Source organism: Terrabacter sp. Soil811 (genome assembly GCF_001429655.1).
Taxonomy (GTDB): domain Bacteria; phylum Actinomycetota; class Actinomycetes; order Actinomycetales; family Dermatophilaceae; genus Terrabacter.
Genome location: NZ_LMSX01000008.1, coordinates 324,878 through 345,244 on the forward strand (window position 1 = coordinate 324,878; position 20,367 = coordinate 345,244).

The 20,367-nt window shown below is 71.7% G+C and carries 20 protein-coding genes, 1 tRNA gene and 1 riboswitch; of the genes, 16 read left to right on the forward strand and 5 right to left on the reverse strand.

Translation table 11 applies throughout. The annotated features are described in order from the left end of the window. Positions 1 to 109: 109 nt before the first annotated feature. Both ASH01_RS12025 and ASH01_RS12030 read left to right on the forward strand, forming a co-directional pair. Positions 110 to 1,393 carry a glutamate-5-semialdehyde dehydrogenase gene (locus tag ASH01_RS12025; protein WP_056775996.1) on the forward strand — a complete coding sequence of 428 codons (1,284 nt, stop codon included), beginning with the start codon at positions 110 to 112 and terminating at the stop codon, positions 1,391 to 1,393. Between the two features lie 46 nt (positions 1,394 to 1,439). After that, positions 1,440 to 2,135 carry a class I SAM-dependent methyltransferase gene (locus ASH01_RS12030; protein ID WP_056775997.1) on the forward strand — a complete coding sequence of 232 codons (696 nt, stop codon included), beginning with the start codon at positions 1,440 to 1,442 and terminating at the stop codon, positions 2,133 to 2,135. On the opposite strand, the gene ASH01_RS12035 is transcribed toward ASH01_RS12030, so the two are convergent. Beyond that, positions 2,120 to 3,259 carry a glycosyltransferase family 2 protein gene (locus ASH01_RS12035; RefSeq protein ID WP_056775998.1) on the reverse strand — a complete coding sequence of 380 codons (1,140 nt, stop codon included), beginning with the start codon at positions 3,257 to 3,259 and terminating at the stop codon, positions 2,120 to 2,122. The two genes, ASH01_RS12030 and ASH01_RS12035, sit on opposite strands and share 16 nt — an antisense overlap. Positions 3,260 to 3,388: 129 nt before the next feature. Between ASH01_RS12035 and ASH01_RS12040 the strand changes: the two genes are divergently transcribed. The 6 genes from ASH01_RS12040 (at position 3,389) to ASH01_RS12060 (ending at position 6,201) form a co-directional block, all read left to right on the forward strand. Then, positions 3,389 to 4,018 (forward strand): DUF402 domain-containing protein, encoded by a 630-nt coding sequence (locus ASH01_RS12040; protein WP_156415551.1) that lies wholly within the window; start codon positions 3,389 to 3,391, stop codon positions 4,016 to 4,018. Positions 4,019 to 4,092: 74 nt separating this feature from the next. Then, complete coding sequence (locus tag ASH01_RS23005) at positions 4,093 to 4,311, forward strand: hypothetical protein (protein WP_156415552.1); 219 nt, start codon at positions 4,093 to 4,095, stop codon at positions 4,309 to 4,311. Between the two features lie 2 nt (positions 4,312 to 4,313). Then, positions 4,314 to 4,955: a nicotinate-nucleotide adenylyltransferase gene (gene nadD, locus ASH01_RS12045; RefSeq protein WP_056776002.1), complete on the forward strand. Its 642-nt coding sequence runs from the start codon at positions 4,314 to 4,316 to the stop codon at positions 4,953 to 4,955. Then, positions 4,952 to 5,383, forward strand: coding sequence for a ribosome silencing factor (gene rsfS / locus ASH01_RS12050; protein WP_056776003.1), 432 nt, complete (start codon positions 4,952 to 4,954; stop codon positions 5,381 to 5,383). The genes nadD and rsfS overlap by 4 nt, the downstream gene beginning before the upstream one ends. Beyond that, positions 5,380 to 6,045 (forward strand): histidine phosphatase family protein, encoded by a 666-nt coding sequence (locus tag ASH01_RS12055; RefSeq protein ID WP_056776005.1) that lies wholly within the window; start codon positions 5,380 to 5,382, stop codon positions 6,043 to 6,045. The genes rsfS and ASH01_RS12055 overlap by 4 nt, the downstream gene beginning before the upstream one ends. A gap of 83 nt (positions 6,046 to 6,128) precedes the next feature. Then, positions 6,129 to 6,201: transfer RNA gene (locus tag ASH01_RS12060), tRNA-Ala, on the forward strand. Positions 6,202 to 6,261: 60 nt separating this feature from the next. Here ASH01_RS12060 and ASH01_RS12065 read toward each other — a convergent pair. Beyond that, a complete protein-coding gene (locus ASH01_RS12065) occupies positions 6,262 to 8,205 on the reverse strand; it encodes a caspase family protein (RefSeq protein ID WP_056776007.1) in 1,944 nt (647 codons plus the stop codon). A gap of 14 nt (positions 8,206 to 8,219) precedes the next feature. Beyond that, positions 8,220 to 10,580 carry a CHAT domain-containing protein gene (locus ASH01_RS12070; RefSeq protein WP_056776009.1) on the reverse strand — a complete coding sequence of 787 codons (2,361 nt, stop codon included), beginning with the start codon at positions 10,578 to 10,580 and terminating at the stop codon, positions 8,220 to 8,222. A gap of 104 nt (positions 10,581 to 10,684) precedes the next feature. After that, positions 10,685 to 10,748, forward strand: a riboswitch (guanidine-III (ykkC-III) riboswitch). A gap of 9 nt (positions 10,749 to 10,757) precedes the next feature. On the opposite strand from ASH01_RS12070, the gene ASH01_RS12075 reads away from it, so the two are divergent. The 5 genes from ASH01_RS12075 (at position 10,758) to ASH01_RS12095 (ending at position 13,961) form a co-directional block, all read left to right on the forward strand. Continuing rightward, positions 10,758 to 11,072, forward strand: a complete 315-nt coding sequence (locus tag ASH01_RS12075; protein WP_056776010.1) for a DMT family transporter — start codon at positions 10,758 to 10,760, stop codon at positions 11,070 to 11,072. Further along, positions 11,072 to 11,431 (forward strand): DMT family transporter, encoded by a 360-nt coding sequence (locus ASH01_RS12080; RefSeq protein WP_056776011.1) that lies wholly within the window; start codon positions 11,072 to 11,074, stop codon positions 11,429 to 11,431. The genes ASH01_RS12075 and ASH01_RS12080 overlap by 1 nt, the downstream gene beginning before the upstream one ends. Positions 11,432 to 11,550: 119 nt before the next feature. After that, positions 11,551 to 12,789: a hypothetical protein gene (locus ASH01_RS12085; RefSeq protein ID WP_056776014.1), complete on the forward strand. Its 1,239-nt coding sequence runs from the start codon at positions 11,551 to 11,553 to the stop codon at positions 12,787 to 12,789. 90 nt (positions 12,790 to 12,879) lie between these two features. Continuing rightward, positions 12,880 to 13,491, forward strand: coding sequence for a YgjV family protein (locus tag ASH01_RS12090; RefSeq protein ID WP_056776015.1), 612 nt, complete (start codon positions 12,880 to 12,882; stop codon positions 13,489 to 13,491). A gap of 140 nt (positions 13,492 to 13,631) precedes the next feature. After that, the gene (locus ASH01_RS12095; protein WP_235509602.1) at positions 13,632 to 13,961 is read left to right on the forward strand and encodes a 2TM domain-containing protein; all 330 of its coding nucleotides are present in this window, start codon (positions 13,632 to 13,634) and stop codon (positions 13,959 to 13,961) included. A gap of 7 nt (positions 13,962 to 13,968) precedes the next feature. On the opposite strand, the gene ASH01_RS12100 is transcribed toward ASH01_RS12095, so the two are convergent. Together ASH01_RS12100 and ASH01_RS12105 are read right to left on the reverse strand one after the other, a co-directional pair. Beyond that, on the reverse strand, positions 13,969 to 14,865 hold the full coding sequence (locus tag ASH01_RS12100) for a hypothetical protein (RefSeq protein ID WP_200961791.1): 897 nt from the start codon (positions 14,863 to 14,865) through the stop codon (positions 13,969 to 13,971). Between the two features lie 40 nt (positions 14,866 to 14,905). Beyond that, on the reverse strand, positions 14,906 to 15,280 hold the full coding sequence (locus ASH01_RS12105; RefSeq protein ID WP_056776019.1) for a thioesterase family protein: 375 nt from the start codon (positions 15,278 to 15,280) through the stop codon (positions 14,906 to 14,908). Between the two features lie 110 nt (positions 15,281 to 15,390). On the opposite strand from ASH01_RS12105, the gene ASH01_RS12110 reads away from it, so the two are divergent. From ASH01_RS12110 to leuS, 3 genes are all read left to right on the forward strand, one after another. After that, a complete protein-coding gene (locus tag ASH01_RS12110) occupies positions 15,391 to 16,038 on the forward strand; it encodes a lysoplasmalogenase (protein WP_156415553.1) in 648 nt (215 codons plus the stop codon). 383 nt (positions 16,039 to 16,421) lie between these two features. Further along, positions 16,422 to 17,111 (forward strand): hypothetical protein, encoded by a 690-nt coding sequence (locus ASH01_RS12115; RefSeq protein WP_235509603.1) that lies wholly within the window; start codon positions 16,422 to 16,424, stop codon positions 17,109 to 17,111. Positions 17,112 to 17,396: 285 nt separating this feature from the next. Continuing rightward, complete coding sequence (gene leuS, locus ASH01_RS12120) at positions 17,397 to 20,336, forward strand: leucine--tRNA ligase (protein ID WP_056776023.1); 2,940 nt, start codon at positions 17,397 to 17,399, stop codon at positions 20,334 to 20,336. Positions 20,337 to 20,367: the final 31 nt, after the last annotated feature.

The window sequence follows — 20,367 nt, forward strand, 5'->3', positions numbered from 1 at the left end:
AACTCTAGTGACGGGCCGTGGGACCACGCAGGGCTGTCCGTCGCGGACCTCCGGTCCAGCCCCCGGAGACGGTCGGTCGTCCGGGTGCGCGACGACCTACGCTGGAGGCATGTCCCAGACGATCGACCCCGCCGTCGTCGAGCACGTGACGGCCCTGGCGGAGCGCGCCCGCACCGCCTCACGACGGCTCGCCCTCATGTCCCGTGCCGAGAAGGACGCGGCCCTGCTGCTGCTCGCGGACGCCGTCGACGCCGCCGCACCCGCGGTCATCGAGGCCAACGCCGAGGACATCGAGCGTGGTCGAGCCACGGGGATGAGCGAGAGCCTCCAGGACCGGCTGCGCCTCGACGAGACCCGCGTGGCTGCCGTTGCGCAGGCCCTGCGCGACGTCGCGGCCCTGCCCGACCCCGTCGGAGAGATCGTCCGTGGGTCGACCCTCGCCAACGGGCTGCAGATCCGCCAGGTGCGCGTGCCGATGGGCGTCATCGGGATGATCTACGAGGCGCGGCCCAACGTCACCGTCGACGCGGCCGGCCTCGCCCTCAAGTCCGGCAACGCGGTCCTCCTGCGCGGCGGGTCGGCCGCGGCGAGCAGCAACCACGCGCTCGTCGATGCGATGCGCGGATCGCTCGCCGAGCAGGGCCTCCCGGTCGACGCCGTGACCCTGCTCGAGGAGGGAGGCCGCGACGCGGCGCGGGCCCTCATGACGGCGCGCGGCCACGTCGACCTCGTCATCCCGCGCGGCGGGGCCGACCTCATCGAGACGGTGGTCCGCGAGTCGACGGTCCCCGTCATCGAGACCGGCGTCGGGGTCTGCCACGTCTACGTCGATCGGGCCGCCGACCTCGACAAGGCCCGGGCCATCACGCTCAACGCCAAGACCCACCGCCCCAGCGTCTGCAACGCGGCCGAGTCGCTCCTCGTCCACCGTGACGTCGCCGACGACTTCCTGCCCAAGGCGCTCACCGACCTCGCGGGGGCCGGCGTGCGACTGCACGTGGCACCCGAGGTCACGCCGTACGCCGAGGCGGCCGGGGCGGCATACGCCATCGCGAGCGAGGCCGACTTCGGCACCGAGTGGCACGGCCTCGAGATGAGCGTGGCCGTCGTCGACGACGTCGACGAGGCGATGGACCGGATCCGTCGGTTCGGCACCGGACACACCGAGGCGATCGTCACGGAGGACCGGGCGGCGGCCAGGCGCTTCACCGCGGAGGTCGACGCGGCGGCGGTCATGGTCAACGCCAGCACCCGTTTCACCGACGGCGGGGAGTTCGGTTTCGGCGCCGAGATCGGCATCTCGACGCAGAAGCTGCACGCCCGCGGGCCGATGGCCCTGCCCGAGCTGACGACGACGAAGTGGATCGTCGAGGGCGACGGCCACACGCGCTGACGGGTGCCGGCGCAGCCCCAGGCCCCGGGTGGCATGATGGCGCACCATGGAAGGCACCGAGGTCCGCAAGCTTGCTGAGCTGGAGGACGACCACTGGTGGTACCGCGAGCGGCGTCACCTCCTGGCCAAGGCCATCTCGGGGCTGGTGCCCGGACGTGCCCTCGACATCGGCGCCGCGGGCGGGGGCAACACCCGTGTCCTGCGCGAGCACGGCTGGGACGCCGTCGCCCTCGAGTACGGCTCGGACGGCGCGGAGGTGGCGCACGGTCGAGGGCTCGCGACGCTGCGCGGCGACGCGACCCGGCTGCCGCTCGCGGACGACTCGCTCGACCTCGTCATGGCCTTCGACCTGCTCGAGCACCTCGACGACGACGACGCCGCGGTGGCCGAGGTGCGCCGTGTGCTCAAGCCGACCGGCACCTACCTCTTGGCCGTGCCGGCCGACCCGAAGCTGTGGTCCGAGCACGACGAGGCCGTCGACCACGTACGCCGCTACACCCGCGAGGGCCTGCTCGACCTGCTCGACCGCGGCGGCTTCGACGTCACCGACGTGCGGTCGTGGAACGTGCTGCTGCGTCCCGTCGTGGCGATGCGCCGCCGGACGAGCTCGGGCTCGGACCTCGAGAACCTCCACCCGGTCGTCAACTTCGGGCTGCGCACGATCATCACCGCCGAGCGCTACCTGCCCGTCGGCGGCCTGCCCGGCGTCAGCCTCCTCGTGCGCGCTCAGCCGCGCAGCTGAGTGCGCATCGGCTGCGGCGCCGGCTGGGGCGTTGGCTGGGCCGTGGGCTGGGGCGTGGGCTGGGGCGTGGGGTCGGCTGTCGGGTCGAGCAGCGTCACGGTGTCGGTCTCCGACTCGTCCGACGTCATGAGGATGTGCTCCTCGCTCGGCTGAGCCGGCAGGGGAGTGTCGGTCGGACCGTGCGCGCCGATGTCGGTCGTCATCGAGTCGTAGGCGATGAAGTAGGTCGGGCGGCCCTGCATGTGCCCGTACATCCGGCCGATGTACTCGCCGAGGATGCCGACGCAGACGAGCTGGACGGCGCCGACGCCCGCGACGATGGCGACGGTCGAGGTCCAACCGGCGACGGTGTGGCCCTGCGACCGGGAGATCAGCGTGTAGAGGACGAGCAGCACGGCGAGGACCGCACCACCGAAGCCGGCGAACGTCGCGAGCCGCAGCGGCGCCGTCGAGAAGCCGGTCAGCGAGTCGAGCGAGAGCTTGATCATCTTGATCAGCGGGTACTTCGAGTCCCCGGCTGCGCGCTCCTCGCGCTTGTACTCGACCGTGTCGGACGGGAAGTTGAGGGCCGGCACGATGAAGCGAAGGACACGGTTGTGCTCGGGGAGGCTGTTGACCGCGTCGACGGTGGCGCGCGACATGAGGCGGTAGTCGCCGGCGTCGGCGTGGGCCGAGGTCTGCGACATCAGGCCGATGAGCTTGTAGAACGCCTGGGCCGAGGCCCGCTTGAACCACGTGTCGGTCGAGCGGTCGTTGCGCACGCCGTAGACGACGTCGACGCCGTCGTCCTTCGCGGCCGCGAGCATCTGCGGGATGATCTCGGGCGGGTCCTGCAGGTCGGCGTCGATCGTGACGACGTAGTCGCCGAGGGCGCTGACGAGGCCGGCGGAGATCGCGGCCTGGTGCCCGGCGTTGGCGCGCAGGCGCACGACGCGCAGCTGGGACCACTCGCGGTGGTAGCGCTGGAGCAGCGCGGCCGTCAGGTCCTTGCTGCCGTCGTCGACGGCGACGACCTCGTAGGTGGTGCCCATGCCGTCGAGGAGCGGTCGGAGCCGCTCGACGAGGAGGGGGAGCACCTCCTCCTCGTTGTACATCGGGATGACCACGGACAACTCGGGAACCATGGGTTCTAGGGTACGGCCGCGGATGGGCTGTGCCTGTCACCTCGCTGTGCGCGTGCTGTACCTGCACGTCCCCTGCACGTCCCTGCTCGTGCGCTGCACGCCCGCCGCGGCGCCGGTAGCGTGCCGGGCGTGACCTCTGCCGCCGCCGACCGTCCGTCCCGACGAGGTATGCCGTCGGGCGGGCTCGAGCCCGGCACGGCCGTCGCCGGGCGCTTCACGAAGTGGGGCGGTGGCCGCCACTGGGAGTGGGACGGTCGCTATCTCGGGTCCGACGAGCACGGTCACTGGTGGTACGCACCGGTCGGCACGCGGTGCGTGCGTCCCGGTGTCGAGTTCGTCGAGTCGAGCGGCTGGGTCTCCCTCGTGCCGCACGAGGGGGCGTTCGTCGTGGGCTTCTACCCGGCCCACCGCGAGATCAGCGTCTACGTCGACATGACCACCGATCCGGTGTGGCAGCGCCGCGAGGCCGCCGACGGCGGACCGGAGTGGGAGGTGACGATGGTGGACCTCGACCTCGACGTCGTGCTGACCCGCGACGGTCACCTCTACGTCGACGACGAGGACGAGTTCGCGCAGCACCAGGTCGAGCTCGACTACCCGGAGGAGGTCGTCGCCCTCGCCGAACGGTGGCGCGACCTCGTCCACGCGGCCGTCGTGGCCGGCGACGAGCCGTTCGCGACGGTCGGGCACGACTGGCTGCGACGCGCGGAGGCGCAGGCGCCCGTCCCGAGCGGGGAGGCGGCGCCGCGTGCCGAGTGAGCCGGGCGGACGGCATACGACCCCGGTGGGCACGCGCTGCGTCGGCCGGGGCGGGCGGGCGCTAGGCTGGGCGCATGTCTGATCGTGTCCTCGCACTCGTCACCGAGGGGGAGGAAGCCGCCCGCGAGCTTCCCATGCCGGTGATCGCCTACTTCTTCATCACCTTCTCGCTGTTCCTCGTGGCGCTCGCCGTCACGTGGAGCTTCCGCAACACCGCCTACAAGGTGCAGTCGCCGCGCCGGGGTGAGGGCACGCACGGCAGCACGAGCGGATCCGACGGGGCCCACCACTGACCATGCGCCTCGGCGTCATGGGCGGGACGTTCGACCCGATCCACCACGGCCACCTCGTGGCCGCCAGTGAGGTCCAGTCGCGCTTCGACCTCGACGAGGTCGTCTTCGTCCCCACGGGTCAGCCGTGGCAGAAGGCGGACCGTCACGTCTCGCCCGCCGAGGACCGCTACCTCATGACCGTCATCGCGACGGCCTCCAACCCGCGCTTCACCGTCAGCAGGGTCGACATCGACCGGCCCGGGCCGACGTTCACGATCGACACCCTGCGCGACATCAGGACCGAGCGGCCCGACGACGAGCTGTTCTTCATCACCGGCGCCGACGCCCTGGCCGAGATCCTGTCCTGGAAGGACGCCGAGCACCTCTTCGAGCTGGCCCACTTCATCGGCGTCACCCGTCCCGGCCACGAGCTGTCCGACAAGGGGCTGCCCGAGGACCGGGTCACGCTGCAGGAGGTGCCGGCCATGGCGATCAGCTCCACCGACTGCCGGGCGCGCGTCGCCGACGGCGCCCCGGTCTGGTACCTCGTGCCCGACGGGGTCGTCCAGTACATCAACAAGTACCGCCTGTATGCCGCCGACCTGGCGAGCGCAGGCACCGTGCCGACGCACCTGTCGTCGGCACCGCCCCGAGGAGATTCGTGACCGCAGCAGACCATTCGATCCAGCTCGCGAAGGTGGCCGCCCTGGCCTCCGAGGAGAAGCTCGCCGAGAAGGTGATGGCCATCGACGTGAGCGAGCAGATGCCGCTCACCGACGTGTTCGTCATCGCCTCCGCACCGTCCGAGCGGCAGGTCGGCGCCATCGTCGACGAGGTCGAGGACCGGCTGCGTGAGCTGGGCAGCAAGCCGATCCGCCGCGAGGGCGAGCGCGAGGGCCGCTGGGTCCTCATCGACTTCGGCGACATCATCGTCCACGTCCAGCACGAGGAGGAGCGCGAGTACTACGCGCTGGAGCGCCTCTGGAAGGACTGCCCCGAGATCGACCTCTCCACGGTGGAGGCGCCGGCCCGTCCGGGAGCCGCCGATGGGAGCGACGAGGTCGACGAGGTCGACGAGGTCGACCAGGCGTGACCGCAGCCGGGTCCGTGCCCCCCGTCGGGCCGCGCCGCATCGTCATCGTCCGGCACGCCGAGACGGTCGACAACGCAGCCCGCGTCTGGCAGGGCCACAAGGACACCGAGCTGTCCGACCGCGGCCACGAGCAGGTGGAGGCCGCGGCTCCGCACCTCGCCGCCTACGCGCCGGCACTCATCGTCTCGAGCGACCTCCGGCGTGCGGCCTCGACGGCCGACGCCATCGCGGGGTTGACGGGCCTCGAGGTGCGTCTCGACGCCCGCCTGCGTGAGGTGCACGTCGGCGAGTGGCAGGGCATGCACGCCGACGAGGTGCGTGAGCGCTACCCGGACGTCATCGCCGCCCTCGACCGGGGGGAGGACACCCCTCGCGGGGTCACGGGGGAGACCCGGGCGCAGGTGGCCGAGCGTGCCGGCGCCGCGCTGCGCGACGTCGCCCGGGAGCTGCTCCCCGGCGAGACCGCCGTCGTCGTGGCCCACGGAGTGTCCGCACGCGTCGCGGCCAGCGCCCTCGTGGGGCTCGACCAGGACGTGTCGGACGCGGTGTTCCGCGGGCTCGACAACTGCCACTGGATCGAGCTCGTCGAGGCCGGCAAGAGCTTCTCCGAGGTGACCCGGTGGCGCATCAGTGGCTGGAACCTCGGGCCTTGGAACGTCTGACCCGAAAGGCCGCCCCCGATTTTGGCTCTCGGCCGGAGACCCGCTATGGTTACGCAGTCGCTTCGACGAGGTGACAACCGCAAGGGGCTGTGGCGCAGCTGGTAGCGCACCTGCATGGCATGCAGGGGGTCAGGGGTTCGAGTCCCCTCAGCTCCACCGAACGAAGAAGGGCCAGACGGAACGCCGTCTGGCCCTTCTTCCGTCCCGGGTGCGAGTTCAGGCGCGTGGGCGGGTCGTGACGACGAAGACCGAGTCGGTGCGCCAGTCGGCCACGGCCGCCGATGCGGTGCGCGGCCCCAGGCGCCGCGTCCGGGTGCCGCCGAGCACGCGCTCGAGGTTGGAGCGCAGGGCCGGCGGCTCGTCGGCGCTCCTCGTCGTCCCGGCCGCCGGCACGGCGCTGACGTCGAGCTCCTCCTGCTCGAGCGATCTCGGGTCGAACTCGAGCGTGCTCGTCACGACCATGAGCTGGTCGCGCAACGACACGGTGCCCGCCTCCCACAGCGCGTCGTCGACCTGGCCGACGAGGTCGACGCTCGTCGCCTCGCCGGGGCCGAGCGCCACCGATCCGGCCGGGAACGCGTCGGTGAAGATGCCGTAGGTCTCGGTGAGGTCGAGGAGCGCCGCCCAGAGGGGGGTGGACGTGGTGTTCGCGAGACGGACGGTGAAGCGGGGCGCGTCCGTGCCGGCATACGCGATCGGCAGGGTGCCGCCCGCACTGACGGTCCCGGTGCCCGCGTCCACCTCGACGTGGACGGCGGCGTCGGGCAGGCGCGTGGCGGGGTTCGTGAGTGCGGAGAGGCGCAGCCAGCGGGCCACGCGCTCGAGGGCGAGGATGGTGCGCTCCTCGCGGGCCTCGCCCGCGACGACGGGCACGAGGGGGCGCGTGACGCCGGGACGGGTGATGACGAAGCCGTCGGGGGTGGCTTCGACGAGGAGGTCCGCAGGGCCGTCGCCGTCCCCCGCACCCTCGACGAGGTCGACGAGCGTCTCGTCCGCGGCGTCGGCGGCGGTCCGGAGCGCCGCCGTCCCCGCGGCGTCGCCGACGACCCCGACGCGCAGCGGCGCCAGTGGGATCGACGTGACGACGGCGCGGTAGACGTACGCCTCGTCGAGCGCGGGCGTCAGGCGGACGAGGCTGCGGTCGGGCAGGACCCTCGTGACGAGCGCGGTGGCGAGCGGCGACCCGGACGTCTCGCCGGTCAGCGGGTAGACGGCCAGTTCGGTCGTGTCGTCACCGATGGGCTCGGGCACGCCGTGGACGGCGCCAGAGTCGATGGACCAGCCGTCGGGCAGCCGGCTCAGGGTGAGCGGCCTCGGCGTGGCCGGGATCGCGCCGCCGAGGAAGGGTCGGTCGAGCTCGGTCGCGTCGGCGGTCTCGACCTGCGGGTGCTGGTCGGTGACCCGGTTCGTCACGTCGGCGGTCACCATCCGCAGGACGTCGCGGTAGGAGGGGCGCCCGTCGCTGCCGAGGAGGGCGGCCTCGAGCGCCGCCGACAGGGCGCCGCGCTGGCGGCCGAGCACGGTGACCTCCTTCGCCTTCTCGGACGACCGGCAGGCCGCGAGCAGGACGTGACGGCCTGCGGGTGTCCAGCGCGCAGCGCTCCGGGTGGGTGCGCCGGCCGTCGCGTCGCCGAGCCCCACGAACGTCGACGCGGGTCGGGGTCGCGGGTCAGGGGGCGCGAGGCGCACCACCTCGTCGGCGTCCCGGGTGCCGTCACCCGAGTGGCAGCAGTCGAGCACGACGAGCGTGTGGCAGCCGGTCGCCGAGATCGAGTCGAGCAGGGCCGCGAGCTCCTTGTCGGCGAGGTCCCAGCTGCCGGGAGAGCGGCTGTCGACACACACGAGGGTCTCGTTGCGGTGGTCGGGCTCGATGGACCAGAGCTCCTCGGGGGTCGTCTGCTGCGAACCGTGCCCGCTGTAGTAGAAGAGCGCGACGTCCTGGGCGCGGGCCCGACCGAGGTGCTCGGTGAGATGGCTCGTCACGGCGGCCCGCGTGGCCTGGGCATCGGTGAGCACGACGAGGTCGAGCGCGTCCTCGCCGACACGGTCGCGCAGGACGTCGGCGAAGCCGGTGACGTCGTTGACGCAGCCCGACAGGGGCGGGATCGGCGCCGGGTAGGCGTCGATCCCGACGAGGAGGGCGAGGAGGCGTCCGGCCATCTGAGGCGGCCGTCTCAGGAGGCCGCGTCGGCGAGGGTGATCGTCTGCCAGCCGTGCGGGAAGCCCTGCGTGTCGGCGGTGCGGGCGGCATTCGTGCTCTTCATGGTGCGCAGCCTCCACGTGGCCGGGGCGCTCGTCGCGTCGCTGAGGTTGACGTTCATGGAGAAGACGGAGCCGCGGACCGGAGCCTTCCTGAGCTGGAGGGCCGACCACGGCACCCGGGCCTCGAGGTCGTAGCCGGTCAGCGTGTCGGCCCGCCCGACGGTGATCTCGGGGTGGCGTGTGCCGGTGGTGAAGGTGCCGCGGCCGGCCGGGTTGATCGAGGCGACGCCGGACGTCGGGGCGTCACGGGACAGTCCCACCATGACGTGGACGTCCTGGCCGCGTCGCGTCGTGGCCTTCGGGTCGAGGCTCCGGGCGTCCGGGCCGAACTCGAAGGAGAAGCCGTCGCCGTTGAACCAGGCACCGGGGGTGGCGAGGTTGACGCTGCGGATGTCCGGGTCGACGACGTGCACGCGCAGGTAGAGCGCGCCGCTGTCCCAGACGACCTGCCAGTCGCCGCCGAACTCGGGCTGGGGCGTGCCCACCTGGGCGACGACGTGCGGGATCGGGGCCGTGGGCACGCCGTCCCAGTCGGCGAAGTCAGCGTCGATGGACGGTGTCGTCGTGGCGCACCCGGCGACGAACGTCGTCGCCGCGGCGTTCGCGGCCGCGGGCGCAGGGCCGCAGGCGCTCGTGACGGCGGCCGTGGCCCCCTTGAACCACTTCGGGACCTGGGTCGCGCCGAGCCAGAAGAGCCCGAAGAGGACGACGAGCCCGATGAGGCTGCGGACGAAGCCGTTGCCCCTGCGGCGGGGGTGCGGGTCGGGTGGTGGGGGCGCGTCGTCCCCCCGCCGGTCCGGCCGAGGGTCCGGCTGCGGCTCGGGACGGGCCACCGGTCGCGTGTCCGGCTGGGTGTCGGGCTGGGTGTCGGGCTGGGTGTCCGGCTGGGTGTCCGGCTGGGTGTCCGACTGGGTGTCCGGCTGCGGGAGCGGCTGGGTGAGCCTCACGGGGTCGCGACGAGGCAGCGGCGTCGGGCCGTCGTCGGCGGGCGCTCCCTCGGGCCGGACCCGCTCGAGCAGCTGGGTGACGTCCTCGTAGTCGGGATGCTCGGCGGCGATCTGCTCGAGCAGCGGGAGGGCTGTCGCGGGGGCGCGGGCCAGCAACGCGCCCTTCGCGGCGTCGTAGAGGGACTCGAGCCGGCTGTCGGGCCGCTCGGTCGCGGCGGTGGCGCTCGTCGTGAACGAGAAGGGCTGGTCGGCGCCCGACCGCAGCAGCACGGCGGTGCCCCACTCCGAGGCCTCGTCGGAGACGGCCATCGCCTTGCGCACCTCGCAGATCGCGGCGTCGATGCCCAGTCCTCGGGTGAGGAAGTAGTAGAACTCGTGGCTGAAGACGAGGGCGGCCCGGTCGGAGATCTCGGTCTGCATCGCGACGACCGCCGGCAGACCCTGGCGCACGAGGGCCTGGCCGACGCCGGAGAACGCGTCGCGTCCCGACGTCCGTGCGCCCTCGCACGCGTTGAGGACGGCGAGCTGCATGGTCCGGGCGTCGTGGAGCAGCGTCCCGAGCCGCGCTCCGGAGACCCGGTGCGCCGTGCCGTCCTCGCGCTCGAGGACGAGGACGCCCTCCTGGGCCTGCTGGTCGAAGCCGCCGTGGCCGATGAAGTGGAAGACGTGGAAGTCGTCGAGCAGGGCGCGCTGGAGGCCGGTCAGGGTCGCGTCCTCGAGGACCGTCACGCTGAGGCGGCCGCTCTTGACGAGGTCGCCGGTCGTCGCCGTGAGCAGCTCTCGCTCGCGGTCCACGGCGAGCTCGGGCATGTCGCTCGGGCTCGAGATCATGACGAGGACGCGCAGGGGCGCATCGACGTGGACCACCGGTGGGCGCTCGAGCGAGTCGAGCAGACGGACGATCGGCGTCTCCTGCGAGAGCGTGAGGAAGCGACCGAGCCTCGAGTCGTAGAGGTACTCCCACGGCACCGGGTCGAGGTCCGGCACGGCGTCGAGCCGCAGCCGCAGCCGCAGGTCCCTGCCCTGGCCGGTGGCGGTCGTCAGGCTCTCGCGGAAGGCCCGCCCGACATCGCCCGACAGCAGTGCGTCGCCGAGCCGGCGGCCGTACTCCTTGACGTCGACGACGCGCGCCTCGGCGGGCACGAGTCGCCTCGAGGACACCCGCGGCGGTCCCACCGCGATCATGAACTGGGCGAGGTCCGTGGCGGCGAACGGGAGCGTGAAGGGGGCCGACGCCTCGCCCGCGGGCGAGGCGAGGACGTGAGCGGCATACCCCTGGCCCTCACGGGTGACGGCGACGTCGAAGTCGAGATAGTCACGGCTCATGGCGATCCTCTGTTCGCAGGAGCGCGCCTGCACTCGACAGTACGCCGGGCGGGTGCTCCTGATACGTCGTTTCGACCCGGACGCGCCCCTTCGGTAGAATCGTCGGTGAGCGCGAGCCGCGCTCGCGGACGAGGGAGCCGTACCCGCACAGCGACAAGACGGCCAGATCGGAACGCCGTGCACTGGCTCGTCCTCATCCTGTCCGGCGCGCTGGAGGCCGTCTGGGCCACCGCGCTCGCCGCGTCCGGCGGTTTCCGCCGTCCGCGGCCGACCGTCCTCTTCGCCGTCTCCCTCGTGCTCAGCATGGTCGGCCTCGCGTGGGCCATGACCGCCCTGCCCACCGGCACGGCGTATGCCGTGTGGGTCGGGATCGGCGCCGTCGGCACCGTCCTGCTCGCGGTCGCCCGCGGCGAGGAGCGCCTCGGTGGTGCCCGGGTCGCCCTCCTGGTCGTGCTCGTCGCGTGCGTCGCCGGCCTCAAGGCGGTGGCGTGATGCCGTGGGTCGTCCTGCTCGTCAGCGCCGTCCTCGAGGCGGTGTGGGCCTCGGCGCTCGCCGCGTCCGAGGGGCTCTCGCGCCCCGTCCCGGCGGTCGTCTTCCTCGTCGCGGGCGCGCTCAGCATGGTCGGGCTCGCGCACGCCGTGCGCACCATCCCCATCGGGACGGCGTATGCCGTGTGGACGGGTCTCGGGGCCGCGCTCACCGTGACGTGGGCGATGACGACGGGCGGGGAGGCGTTCTCCGCCGTCAAGGTGGTCCTGCTCGTCGGGATCGTCGCCGCGGTCGTCGGACTCAAGCTCGTCGGGCACGAGGCGGCCGAGACCCCGGGCGGGGACGACGCTCCCGCGGGGTGAGACGCATCGCGCCGTTCACCCGGATATGCGGTGTTTCGGTGGCCGGTGTCGGCCCCGGCGGTGATGATGGGCGCGTCGCCCCGGCACCGGGCCGGGGCACGACACGAAGGAGCTCTCACGTGCGCAGGACCACGACCAGGACGATCGCTCTCGTCACGTCGCTGGCCATCTCGGGGGCCACCGGGGCGGCGGTCGCCACGGCGGCTCCCGCTGCCCAGGCCCAGAGCCGGAGCGTCTCGGCGTCCGTCGCCGCCGACGGCCAGACCTACGACTACGTCTCGGGCACGACGACCGACCCGAGGGCGTCCGCGCTGCTCGCCGCGGCACGGGCGCACCTGCCCGCCGACTGGCGGGCCCGGGAGGTGAGCGCCCTCGAGAGGTTCGGTGTGGAGCCGTCCGCGGCCCAGGACGCACTGGGGCGCGCCATCGACCCGACGCACTACCAGTGCGCGCCGACCCGGCTCGACGCGTACGTCGACGGGGTCGTGGCCCGCATCGACCCGTCGAGCCTGTTCGTGCTCTCAATGCTCGGCGGCTTCGACTTCCCGACCTACGACGCCCTGCTCTTCGGGTCGACGGGCGACCCGGCCTACGCCCTGACGAAGGACTCGCGCAACGAGCTGACGAGCTCGTTCCGGGCGGCCCAGAAGTTCTGGGACACCGACGGCACGGACATCCAGCTCATGGCGATGCACGGCGACGTCATGCGTGACCCCGCCCGGCTCGCCCGTCTGATCGGTGTGCTCTACGGCGTCTCCGACGCCCATGCGGCCGAGCTCGCGGCGATCGTCGTCGACGTCGTCACGTCCGACCCCGGCCTCGACGGCGGGGCCAGCCCGATCTTCACCCTCAACGCCTTCGCGTTCAGCGGGGTGGGCGACCCCGACCCGGTCATCTCCTCGCTGCCGGACAAGCTCGTCTTCGGTGACGGGATGCTCGACGCGCTCGGCGCCATCGGTGTCGGCGACGTCGGGCCACGCGCCGTCCTCGGCCACGAGTACGGCCACCACGTGCAGTACGACAAGAACCTCTTCGCCTCGCCGCTGACCGGCCCGGAGGCGACCCGTCGCACCGAGTTGATGGCCGACGCCTTCGGGACGTACTTCGTCACCCACAAGCGGGGCCTCGCCCTCAACACCAGGCGCGTCCTCGAGGCCGAGCAGTCCTTCTACCAGGTGGGTGACTGCGCGTTCACGAGCGCCGGCCACCACGGCACGCCCGACCAGCGGCTGCGCGCCTCGTCGTGGGGCGCGTCGGTCGCGGCCGACGCGCAGAAGCAGGGGCAGGTCCTCCCGTCGCTCACCCTCGACTCCCGGTTCGAGGCGCTGCTGCCGCAGTTCGTCGCGCCCGACGCCTGAGCCGCGGCTTCGGGGTGGTCCGCGTCCGGACGACGCGGACCACCCTGAATCCCGGCCGGCCGGGTCGCCCCGGGCGCTAGGGTCGCGCCCATGGGTACCTGGTGGCTCGAGGCCGTCGGCTGGATCGGGTCGGCGATCCTCGTCTGGTCGCTGCTGCAGACGCAGCTGCGCCGGCTCAGGATCATCAACCTCGTCGGGTGCGTCGTCCTCATCGCCTACAACGCGGTCAACCACGTCTGGCCGATGGTCGGGCTCAACGTCGTGCTCGCCGGCATCAACGTCTACTACCTCGCGCGCATGTCGCGTGAGAAGCACGACTCCGGCGTCTACGAGGTGCTCGAGGTCGCCGGAGACGACACCTACCTGCGGCACGTGCTGCGGGTGCACGAGGGTGACATCCGGCGCTACAACCCGGCGTTCGTGCACGACCCGTTCGCGGGGGACCCGTCCTACCTCGTGCTCCGCGGCGACGAGACGGTCGGGGTCGTCCTCATGCGCGACGCCGGCCAGCACACGGCGCAGCTGCTGCTCGACTGGGTGACGCCGCGCCACCGCGACGTCACGCCGGGGGAGTTCGTCTTCGGTCCCGAGGGGCCGTTCCGACGGCGCGGGTTCCGGCGGGTGCTGACACCGCCTGACATGGTCGAGCCGTACTACGAGAGCCTGGGCTTCCACCGCGACGGCGACGCCTACGTGCTCTGACCGCTCGTGAGCCCCGCAGGCCGTGTGCGACGGTGACGTCCCGCACGCTCGCCGGCCGGCTGCTCGGGTCCGGCCTACGCTGGAAGCAGGGAGCTGCGCAGAGTTCCTGCGCGGCGGCCCGCGAAGGAGCGGTGACGACCATGACCGCGAACCAGCTTCCGGTCGAACCCCACCACGATGAGCCCGACCCGACGATCGACCGCGCTGTGACGGAGGTCGATCTGCGCGGCAGAGCGCTCGGCAGGCTCAAGAAGAAGGCCGACTTCCGCGTCCATCTGCTCATCTACGTGCTCGTCAACGGGATGCTCGTCCTGATCTGGGCCATGACCGGGGCAGGCTTCTTCTGGCCGGTCTTCCCGATCGCCGGCTGGGGCATCGGCGTCGTGGCGAACGCCGTGGACGCCTACGTCGTCGATGCGCCGACCGAGGAACAGATCGAGACAGAGATGGAGCGCCTGCGGCGACGGTGACCGCAGGTCAGCGCTGCCGGGACACATCGGGCACGGCGGCCGGGCCGCTCGCGTCGTCGCCCGGGTCCCGGCGGGCGGGGCCCGGGGGCTCGGCGCGACCGGCCAGGGCGGTGCAGCCGCCGAGCGTGGCGACGAAGGCGAGCGCGGCGACGGGACCCTGCCCGGGCGCGACGCGGTCGCCGAGGAGGAGCACCCCGAGGAGGGCGGGGACGACCGTCTCGGTGGCGAACGTCAGGGCCGCGACGGTCGTGACCCGGCCGCGGGCCAGGGCCAGCCCGTAGGCGACGGTCGCCAGCACGGCGTGGCCGACGAGGGCCCAGGCGACTCCGTCCGTGGCGAGCTGCCAGGCCGACGGGGGGACCTCGAGCAGTCGGGCCGCCACGCCGACGCCTCCGAAGCCGAGGCCCGCGCCGACGCTGAGGACGACGGCCCCCCGTCGTCGGTCGTGGTCGACGGTCCCGACGACCAACAGCAGGGCGACGACCGCGGCTGCTGCGAGGAGCCACCAGGTCGCGCCGGGCCCGGGGCGCACGGCCGGTCCGGCTTCCGCGGTCAGGGCGAGCCCGGTGAGCCCGGCGACGACGACGAGCAGCGCGACGACCTCGGCCCTCCCGAGACGCACGCCGAGCACGACGACCGAGAGCACCGCGGTGACGGCGACCGACGAGGCGACCGCGGACTCGACGAGGAAGAGCGGCAGCGTGCGCAAGGCGGCCACGGACGCGAGGAAGCCGACGCCGTCAAGGGCGAGGCCCACGGCATACGGCCGGCCGGCCCGCACCCGCTCGCGCAGGGAGGTGCCGGGAGGCAGCGCGGAGACCCGGCGTACGCCCACGGCCTGGAGCACGGTGGCCGCGCCGTACGCGAGCGCTGCGAGGAGCGCACCGAGCAGTCCGGACGTCACGCGGTCATCGTGGCAACCGCGGCTGGGAGGTGGCTGCGGGTCAGTGGACCCGCTGGCACTTGCTCATGAAGCGGTCCGGGTCGACGACGGCACGGTGGAACTCGCCCTTGGCGATCTCCTCGCCGTCGGAGTCCTTGACGGTCACGTGGCAGACGAGGCGGCGTCCGTCGTTGATCGGCTCGGCGCACAGCACGGTGATCTCGGAGCCGACCGCGCTGCCCTTCACGTGCTCGAGCTTCACCATGGTGCCAACGGTCGTGTGGTCGGCGTCGATGTTCTGCTTGCAGACCTGGAACGCGGCGTTCTCGCACCACGTGATCAGGCGCGGGGTCGCGAGGACGTCGAGGTCACCGCTGCCGACCTGGGCGGACGTGTCGTCGGCGGTCACCGTGTGCTGGAACTTGCGCATGGGCATTGGACGAGTCTGGCAGAGAACTGGACGTACGCCGATTCGTCTCGACAGGTGGTGGACGTCCGCAGCGTGTCTGCGCGGCGAACCTGAGCCGCGGCTGGGAATGTGGGTCCGTGACCACCCATCTGTGGGTTACCAGCGTGGCGCTCGGGGTGACGGCGCTCATCAACTGGGGCTCCGTCCTGCGCGGCGACCACCTCGTCGAGCGCATCACCAAGCCGCTCGTCGTGCTGCTCCTCATGGGGCTGGCGTGGTCGCTCTACTGGGAAGGACGGGTGCCGGGCTCACCGCCGCTGCTGACCGTCATCGTGGCGCTCGCGTTCTGCCTCATCGGCGACGTCGCGCTGCTCCACGCGACGGAGACCCGCTTCCTCGTCGGCCTGGGGGCCTTCCTCGTGGCCCACCTGGCCTACGTCTGGGCGATCCTCGAGACGGTGCGGGCGGAGGGCTTCCCGTGGCCGGTCCTCGTGGCCGTGCCCTTCCTGGCGGTCCTCCACGCGAAGGCCGGGCGGGACATCGTGCGCCAGTCCGGGCCGCAGAAGGGGCCGGTGTTCGTCTACCAGCTCGTCCTCTTCGTGCTCGTGCTCGTCGCGGCGGGGACGGGCGACTGGCTGCTGCTCCTGGGGTGTCTGGTCTTCGTCGTCTCCGACACCGTGCTCGGGCACGACCGCTTCGTCCACGAGCGCCGCTGGGCGCCGCTCACGGTCATCGTGACCTACCACGTGGCCCAGACCCTCATCGTCGTAGCCCTCTACCGCTGAACCCCGCCACCACCCCACTCGAGTGAGCGCGCAGTCCCAGTCGAGTGAGCGCTCGTCCACACCTCTTTGCCTTCAGAGCTCGGCTTCCACAGACGTGTCCTCGCACGTCCGCTGTCGGTGCTCGGTGCCGACAGTGAACGGGTGCGCAGACTTCAGGTGCCAGAACCCGTCATCGACGACGCGCTCCTCGCTCAGTGCAGGGCGGCCTTTCCCGTGCTGCCAGCTTCCAGCGCGTTCTCACACGTGACTCGGCGCGGCTGCTCGGTCTTCCCTTGTCGTATGCCATAGCGGAAGACGTGCGCTTGCACGCCATGAGGCCGATCGCTCACGCGCAGACGCGAATCGATGGGATCGTCGGACATCGCTTCCATCACCCCCGCGAGATGGTGACGGTCGACGGCATGCAGGTCGTCTGTCCTGCGGACACCTGGGTCGACATGGGTGAGCTGGTCGGGCGGGGGAGACCTGTCGGACTCGATGACCTCATCGTCCTCGGGGATGCATGCGCGACGAGACTCGGCGCTGTCGAACCCCTACGCGTTGCACTCGGGCGGAGAACACGTCCGCGTGGCAAGCGCACGCTCCAAGAGGCTCTGGGACTCATCCGGTTCGGTTCGGCATCACCGATGGAGTCGGTTGTCCGGGTCATGTTTGTGCGCGCCGGCCTGCCGGAGCCGCTGTTGAACGAGCCGGTCCACGCGTCCGACGGCTCCGGTCGTCTGCTGGGGTTCGGTGACCTTGTCTGGAAGATCCATCGACCCGGCAAGAAGCCCGTCAAGGTCATCGGTGAGTACCAAGGAGAGGAGTTCCACGCATCCGACGAACAACGTGAGCACGACAAGCATCGCCGCCGCGGGTTCGAACGGGATGGCTGGACCGTGCAGGAGATCTGGAAGTCCGACGTCAGTGATGATCAAGCACGGCGAGCCCTCGTGGAGCGGATGGCCTGGAGCTTGAGGGTTCCTGCCGACGAGCTCCGGCTCAGCGAGGTCAGCCCGCGCTTCTTCTCACAGCACGCGATCGACGTGGCGATCCAGCGAGGGATGCGGAACGGCGGGAGCCCGCGATGGTGACGGGGCGCTCACTCGACTGTGGCTGGGCGCTCACTCGAGTTGCCGTGGGATCACCCAGGGTGTGATGGGTGGGGGCGCGGGGCCACTCGACGTGGTGGGGGCGCACTCGGGTGAGCGCCCGCGGGATGGGGGAGTGGGGCTGCGCTAACCTTGGGCGCATGGCTGGCCTGCTGCTCCTTCCGCAGCCGCGTTGACGAAGGTCGGGACTCCCGACATCAACGCGGCTTCCCCTCCTGCGCGAGGGGTTTTCTTTTGCCCAGACCGAGCAGCGACGAAAGAGAAGACATGAGCGAGCAGACATCCGAGAACCCGTTCCGGTACACCGCGGCGATGGCGCAGCAGATCGAGACCTCCTGGCAGGACCGCTGGGAGGAGGAGGGCACCTTCAACGCCCCCAACCCCGCCGGTCCCTGGGCCGAGCCCGAGAAGGTCGCGGCGCGCGGCGAGAAGCTCGTCGTCCTCGACATGTTCCCCTACCCCTCGGGCGTCGGCCTGCACGTCGGCCACCCGCTCGGCTACATCGCGACCGACGTCTACAGCCGCTTCCACCGGATGCTCGGAAAGAACGTCCTGCACGCCCTCGGCTACGACGCGTTCGGCCTGCCCGCTGAGCAGTACGCCGTCCAGACCGGGCAGCACCCTCGGAAGACCACCGAGGAGAACATGACGAACATGAAGCGCCAGCTGCGCCGCCTCGGGCTGGGCTTCGACAACCGCCGCACCTTCGCGACGATCGACGACGACTACTACCGCTGGACGCAGTGGATCTTCCTGCAGATCTGGGACGCGTGGTACGACGCCGACGCCGTGCGCGAGGACGGCGGCCGCGGCAAGGCGCGCCCCATCAGCGAGCTCGTCGAGGAGTTCGAGGCCGGCCGTCGCGCGGTCGTCGACGCCGGCGGTCGCGGCTGGGCCGACCTGTCCGCGACCGAGCGCGCCAGAGTCCTCGAGGGTCACAGACTGGCCTACACCGACGAGGCGCCGGTCAACTGGTGCCCCGGTCTCGGCACGGTGCTCTCCAACGAGGAGGTCACGAACGAGGGGCGCTCCGAGCGCGGCAACTACCCCGTCTTCCGTCGCAACCTCAGCCAGTGGAAGATGCGCATCACCGCGTACGCCGACCGCCTGGCCGACGACCTCGACGGGGTCGACTGGCCCGAGAAGGTCAAGCTCATGCAGCGCAACTGGATCGGCCGGTCCAAGGGCGCCCGCGTCACCTTCCCCGTCGTCACCGGCACGGGCGAGACGGACGGCATCGACGTCTTCACGACGCGGCCCGACACGATCTTCGGCGCGACCTTCATGGTCATCGCGCCCGAGCACCCGCTCGTCGACGCGCTCGTCCCGGACGGCGCGTGGCCCGAGGGCACCAAGGACGTCTGGAAGGGGGTGGACGCCGACGCGACCACGACCCCGAAGGAGGCCGTGACGGCATACCAGCTCGCGGCGTCTCGCAAGGGTGACGTCGAGCGTCAGACCGAGGGCAAGGACAAGACCGGTGTCTTCACCGGGTCGTGGGCCACGAATCCCCTGACGGGAGAGAGCATCCCGGTCTTCGTCGCCGACTACGTGCTGATGGGCTACGGCACCGGCGCCATCATGGCCGTGCCGGGGCAGGACACCCGCGACTGGGAGTTCGCCGAGAAGTTCGACATCCCGATCATCCGCACCGTCCAGCCCACCGAGGGCCACCCCGCCGACGAGCCGTTCCTCGGCGACGGCGTCGCGATCAACTCCGCCAACGACCGCATCTCGCTCGACGGCCTGCACGTCGCCGAGGCCAAGGCTCGCATCATCGCGTTCCTCGAGGACGAGGGCATCGGCGAGGGCACGATCAGCTACCGCATCCGCGACTGGCTCTTCAGCCGCCAGCGCTACTGGGGTGAGCCGTTCCCCATCATGTTCGACGAGGACGGGGTGGCGTATGCCGTCCCCGACGACGAGCTGCCGCTGACCCTCCCGGACGTGCCGGACTACAGCCCCAAGACGTTCGACCCCGACGACTCGCAGAGCAGCCCCGAGCCGCCGCTGTCCCGCGTGCCCGAGTGGGTCGAGGTCGAGCAGGACCTCGGCGACGGCCGTGGTCTGCGCACGTTCCGCCGCGAGACGAACACCATGCCCAACTGGGCCGGCTCGTGCTGGTACTACCTGCGCTACCTCGACCCGGCCAACCACGACGCGTTCGTCGACCCGGCCAACGAGGCGTACTGGATGGGCCGCCACGCCACCCCGGTGGAGGGCGCCCCGGCCGGCACCCGCGACCCCGGCGGCGTGGACCTCTACGTCGGCGGCGTCGAGCACGCCGTGCTGCACCTGCTCTACGCCCGCTTCTGGCACAAGGTCCTCTTCGACCTCGGCCACGTGCACAGCGAGGAGCCCTTCCGGAAGTACTTCTCGCAGGGCTACATCCAGGCGTACGCCTACACCGACAGCCGCGGCCAGTACGTCACCGCGTCCGAGGTCGAGGAGCACCCGGGCAGCCACGGCGCCGAGCCGACGTTCACGTGGCAGGGGCAGCCGGTCTTCCGCGAGTACGGCAAGATCGGCAAGTCGCTGAAGAACTCCGTCAGCCCCGACGAGATGTACGACGCGTACGGCGCCGACACCTTCCGCGTCTACGAGATGTCGATGGGCCCGCTCGAGCTGAGCAAGCCGTGGGAGATCCGCGCCGTCGTCGGCAGCCAGCGGTTCCTGCAGCGCCTGTGGCGCAACGTCGTCGACGAGTCGACGGGCGAGGTCCGGGTCGTCGACGCGCCGCTCGACCAGGCCATGACGACGCAGCTGCACCAGACGATCGCCGGGGTCCGCGAGGACTTCGAGGGGCTGCGCTTCAACACGGCCATCGCCAAGCTCATCGAGCTCAACAACGCCGTGACGAAGCTCGACGCCCCGCCGCGCGAGGTGGTCGAGACGATGGTGCTCATGCTCGCTCCCGTGGCCCCGCACATCGCGGAGGAGATGTGGCAGCGCCTCGGTCACGACGGTGGGGTGGCGTATGCCGCGTTCCCCGTCAGCGACCCCGCGAAGATCGTCGAGGAGCAGGTCACCTGCGTCATCCAGATCAAGGGCAAGGTGCGCGACCGTGTCGAGGTGAGCCCCGACATCTCCGAGGACGACCTGCGCGAGCTGGCGCTCGGTCGTGACAAGGTGAGGGCGGCGACCGAGGGCGGCATCCGCACCGTCATCGTGCGGGCACCCAAGCTCGTCAACGTCGTCCCGATGTGACGAGCTGCTGACCGACGACGGAGGGAGCGGG